A 4,924-nucleotide genomic window follows, 5' to 3' on the forward strand; every position below is an offset into this window, starting at 1 on the left:
AAGTAAAAATCTAGAAAAGCTGATAGTATAAGCTATTGGTATTATATTGAGGTTGGTTCGACCTTGTAAGCTTGGGTAAACTTGTAGCAGTAGCTATATTGATCAAGAAGCTTCGAAGTCTTTAGCTTCGAGGTAGTTCACATAAGATAACTAGGTGATAAAAAATGAATAAAAATATTCTGATTGTTGATGATAATTTAGAAATCATTAAAATTTTGAAGCCTTATATAGAAAAAGAAGGTTTTAACGTAATTTTTGCCCTTGATGGGGAAGAAGTATTATTAAATAATATTACCAAATATGTAATAAATGTTGCATAAGAAGACTAACAAACGCAATACTTATCCAACAACAAAGTCCCATAATAATTGGTTTTCCTCCTGTTTTGATTAACTTTACAATATTAGTATTTAAACCAATTGCACCCATAGCCATTGTAATAAAGAATTTACCTGCTTCAGTTAGAGGTTTTGTAAAGATCGTGCTCATATTAAATACTGTACTAATAATAGCAGTTAACAAGAAAAATAAAACAAACCATGGAAATATTTTTGAAAGTTTAACTGAAGTAGTTGTATTTTTCTTAGAACGGTATAAAGCGAGTACTAATGTAATTGGAATTATAGCAAGAGTTCGTGTAAGTTTAACTATTGTAGCATAATTTAATGCTATATCATTTCCATGAGCACTTGCCCAAGTTTGTGCTGCAGCGACTACTGAAGAAGTATCATTTATAGCAGTTCCAGCCCACATTCCGAAACCTATATCAGTAAGCCCTAATAAGTTACCGAGAACAGGGAATAAAAATGCAGCAATTACATTAAATAAGAAAATGATAGAAATTGATTTTGCAATCTCCTCATCATTAGCGTCAATAACTGGTGCTGTTGCAGCAATTGCAGATCCACCACATATTGAGGATCCTATACCAACTAATATAGAGACATTTGAAGGAATCTTCATTAATTTGCTTACGACATATGAAATAATTAGTGAGGTTGAAATTGTTGAAATTATAATCAATAGTGATTGATCACCTACTTTAAATATTTGAATAAAGTTCATTCCAAAGCCAAGTAGAACAATAGCATATTGGAGTATTTTTTTCGATGTAAACGTAATTCCACTTTCAAAGTGATCCTTGCGTGGGAAAAGTGCGATTAATAAGCCTAATAAAATTGCAAATACTGGACCTCCTATAATTGAAAAAGTTTTTCCAAGCAACCAAGCTATAATACCTATTAAAAAGCAAAGTAATACACCTTGGTAATTTTTTTTTATAAAATTCATCATAGTTCCTCTTTTCTTAACTGTTATATTAAAAATATACTAGCAGATTTTAACTATAAGATAAAAGTAATCGTAAAAAAATTGATGCCTAGATAGATATAAATACCTTTGCTAAAATTACAGATAATAAGATACATAAGGGAGGTCTGTCTGTAATGGCAAAGAGAGTTAGTAAAGAAACTTGGAAAGAATTCATAGATAAGTTTTCTTCTTACGAAGGAACGGTAACTAAGTTCTGCCAAGAGAATAATATTAGTAAGGGTCAGTTTTATTATAATAAAAGGAGCTTTGAAGAAGAAAATGAGCCGATATTTCATGCTATATCTTTTGATGAAGAAAAAGCTGCTGACACTAAAAGAGATTCTACAAAAACTATAAAAATAGAGATTGGTAAGGCAAATATCTTTATACCGGCTAATGAAATAGCAGTATTATCAGATATAATTAAGCAATTGGCTAGAATATGTTAAATATAGATAAAGTCAAAATTGTGTATTTAGCCTGTGGCGTAACCGATCTTAGAAAAAGTATTGATGGACTTACTATGCTTGTAGAAAATCAGTTAAAACTAGATCCTTTTGATAAGGCTTTGTTTGTATTTTGTAATAAGCAAATGAACAAGCTTAAGATACTTCATTTCGATGAGGGATTCTGGCTTTATTATTATAGATTAGAAAATAATAGATTCAAGTGGCCTATGACTAAGGAAGAAGCTTTAAAGGTAAATAAGGATGATTTGAAATGGTTACTTAAAGGTTATGAGATAAGAACTATTTCTAAATTTAAGCCAATTACCGAAAAAAATTACTACTAAAAAACTTAATATTTAATGATATAAATCACGCCTAACCCTTTGGAAACAAAGGGTTTTGTGGTATAATATAATTAGAGAAAACGTATGAGGTAGTAAGATGAAACATGAATTTTTAGAAAACGAACTTGATGAAAATACAAAATTATTAATATCTAAAATGGAAAAAGAACTTGAATCTAAAGACAAAGAAATTAATAATTTAAAAAATGAACTGGATTATTTAAAAGCGCAATTACTTAATAAAAACAGAAAAATATTTGGTCAATCGAGTGAACAACTTGATATGGATCAAATGTCTATTTTTGATGAGGCTGAAAAGAACAGTAATTCAGATGTTCCAGAACCTACTCTTGAAGAAATAACTTATCTTAGAAACAATAATCCTAAAAAAATTATTGGCAAGAAAGATAACTTAGCAAATTTAGAAAAAATTATTATAGAACATAAGCTTGAGGGTGAAGAATCTATATGTGATAAATGTGGCAGCATTTTAACACTTATAGGTAAAAAGTCTTCTAAAGAGATTTTAAAATATGTACCTGCAAAGCTTTATATAGAAGAACATATTACATATAGTTATGCGTGCAAGCCTTGCGAAGAATCATCTGGTGATGCAAATATAATTACAACTAAAGCTCCTAATACAGTTTTTTATAAAAGCATGGCTTCAAATGAGTTAATAGCGCATATGATTATAATGAAATATCAGCATGCAATGCCACTTTACAGACAAGAAACTTATTTCAAAATGTTAGGCGCTGATATCTCAAGACAAACTATGTCCAATTGGACAATAGCAGCCGCTGGTGTGCTTCAAGGTGTCTATGATATTATGAAGGATGAACTTTTAAAGAGAAAGTACATTCAGGCGGATGAGACAACCGTGCAAGTTATCGACGATAACGGCAAGGACTCTAAGTCTAAAAAATATATGTGGTTATATAAGAGTGGTGCTTCAAAAGAACCAATTATCTTATATGATTATCAAAAGACAAGATCCAGCTCTTGTCCAAGAGAATTTCTAAAAGGATTTTCTGGTTTCTTACAAACCGACGGATATAATGGTTACAATAAAGTAGATAATATAAAAAGACTTTATTGTTTAGCTCATATCAGAAGAAAATTCCATGAAATAGTAATAAATTTAGATAAAGACGCCCTTAAAAAATCAAGAGCTATAATAGGGTTTAATTATTGTGAACAACTTTATAAAATAGAAAAAGACTTACGAGAAGCCTACTCTAAGGAGGATAATTACTATAATAAACGTTTTGAAATAAGGCTTGAAAAATCAGCACCCCTTCTTGATGAATTCCAAGAGTATGCTAAAAGAGAACTTAAAAATGCACTTTCTAAAAGTCCATTAGGTAAAGCATTAGATTATTCTAGAAAGCTTTTGCCTGATATGAAAACTCTATTACTTGATGGATCATTAGAAATAGATAATAACGGTGCGGAAAGATCTATAAAGCCTTTTGTTATCGGCCGCAAGAATTGGTTATTCTCCAATACAGCTAAAGGTGCAAAAGCAAGTGCTTCAATATATAGTATAATTGAAACAGCTAAAGCTAACGAACTAATAGTAGAAAAATATTTAGTATATCTATTAGGTATACTATCGAATGTGGATTTAAAAGATAAGGATATGATGTTAAAAATTATGCCTTGGTCAAAGGATATTCCTCCCAAGCTAAGGGCTTCTAGATGTAAATAAATAACTACTATCATTTCAATTTTAAATTTAAAAATCAGTAGGAAAGCAATTGCAAAACTACTGATTTTTATTATATCATCTGATTTTTATATCTGCTACGCGTCGATTCTTTGACGCTTACAGATAAAATTATTTATTTTTATGCAATAATAAAAATATGTTATGATTATGTTAAAGAGGTGATGAATTTGTTGGATTTTAGAATAAATACATTTTTAACTGTTTGTGAATATATGAATTTTACTAAAGCGGCACAAATACTGTGTATTACGCAACCTGCAGTTTCACAACATATTAAATATTTAGAAAAAATTTATGATACAAAATTCTTTGAATATGAAGGTAAAAAAATAAATCTTACAAAATCAGGAGAGATATTTTATCAAACTGCTATCACAATAAAACATGATAATGAGTATCTAAAAGAAAAAATTATTCAAGAAAAATTAGGTATACAAAGTCTCAAGTTTGGTGCAACCCGTACAATTGGAGAATTTATATTACCATCAAAACTTCACAATTATTTGAATGAAAATAGGAAGATGAAAATTACTATGATTGTAGAAAATACTAAAGAACTTATTTATAAATTAGAGCATGGTGTAATTGATTTTGCGTTAGTAGAGGGATATTTTATAAAAAATGAATATGATTATGTTATATATTCAAAGGAAAAGTATATTTGTGTTGCAGGGAAAAATTATAAGTTAAAAAAACAACCACATGTATTAGAAGATTTACTTGAAGAAACATTGATTATAAGAGAAAAAGGATCTGGTACAAGAGATATTTTTGAAAAAAACTTAGAAAGACAAAACTTAACTACAAATGATTTTAGAAAAGTTATAGAAATAGGAAATATTAATGCAATAAAACATTTAGTAAAAAATGATAATGGCATTACAACCTTATATGAAGTTGCAGTAAAAGATGAATTAGAAAATGGAACTTTAAAAAAAATAGAAATTGATGATTTACAGAAAAATCATAATTTTTATTTTATCTGGAGAAAAAATAGTGCTTTTGAAAATTTATATAGAAAGCTATTTAATGAATTTTAAAAAATATTTTAAGAGTATAAAAATCTGACTAGAAGTATTGTTATA

General features: G+C 28.6%; 6 protein-coding genes. 5 read left to right on the top strand and 1 reads right to left on the bottom strand.

Annotated features, from left to right (window positions below; genetic code table 11):
* The first annotated feature begins 164 nt into the window (after positions 1 to 164).
* Entirely contained in the window at positions 165 to 320 is a 156-nt protein-coding gene (locus tag LLF98_RS11895; RefSeq protein WP_291703848.1) for a hypothetical protein, read from the top strand.
* Here LLF98_RS11895 and LLF98_RS11900 read toward each other — a convergent pair.
* A complete protein-coding gene (locus LLF98_RS11900; protein ID WP_291703850.1) occupies positions 292 to 1,290 on the bottom strand; it encodes a YeiH family protein in 999 nt (332 codons plus the stop codon). The genes LLF98_RS11895 and LLF98_RS11900 overlap by 29 nt on opposite strands.
* Positions 1,291 to 1,445: 155 nt before the next feature.
* Here LLF98_RS11900 and LLF98_RS11905 point away from each other — a divergent pair, with 155 nt between their 5' ends.
* The 4 genes from LLF98_RS11905 (at position 1,446) to LLF98_RS11920 (ending at position 4,879) form a co-directional block, all read left to right on the top strand.
* Complete coding sequence (locus LLF98_RS11905) at positions 1,446 to 1,760, top strand: hypothetical protein (RefSeq protein WP_291703853.1); 315 nt, start codon at positions 1,446 to 1,448, stop codon at positions 1,758 to 1,760.
* Positions 1,754 to 2,104 carry an IS66 family insertion sequence element accessory protein TnpB gene (gene tnpB, locus LLF98_RS11910; RefSeq protein WP_291703855.1) on the top strand — a complete coding sequence of 117 codons (351 nt, stop codon included), beginning with the start codon at positions 1,754 to 1,756 and terminating at the stop codon, positions 2,102 to 2,104. Before LLF98_RS11905 ends, tnpB begins: the two co-directional genes overlap by 7 nt.
* Before the next feature lie 97 nt (positions 2,105 to 2,201).
* Positions 2,202 to 3,818 carry an IS66 family transposase gene (locus LLF98_RS11915; RefSeq protein ID WP_291703857.1) on the top strand — a complete coding sequence of 539 codons (1,617 nt, stop codon included), beginning with the start codon at positions 2,202 to 2,204 and terminating at the stop codon, positions 3,816 to 3,818.
* Positions 3,819 to 4,000: 182 nt separating this feature from the next.
* Positions 4,001 to 4,879, top strand: a complete 879-nt coding sequence (locus tag LLF98_RS11920) for a LysR family transcriptional regulator (protein WP_366512106.1) — start codon at positions 4,001 to 4,003, stop codon at positions 4,877 to 4,879.
* Positions 4,880 to 4,924: the final 45 nt, after the last annotated feature.

Source organism: Clostridium sp. (genome assembly GCF_021372645.1).
Classification (GTDB): Bacteria; Bacillota; Clostridia; order Clostridiales; family Clostridiaceae; genus Clostridium.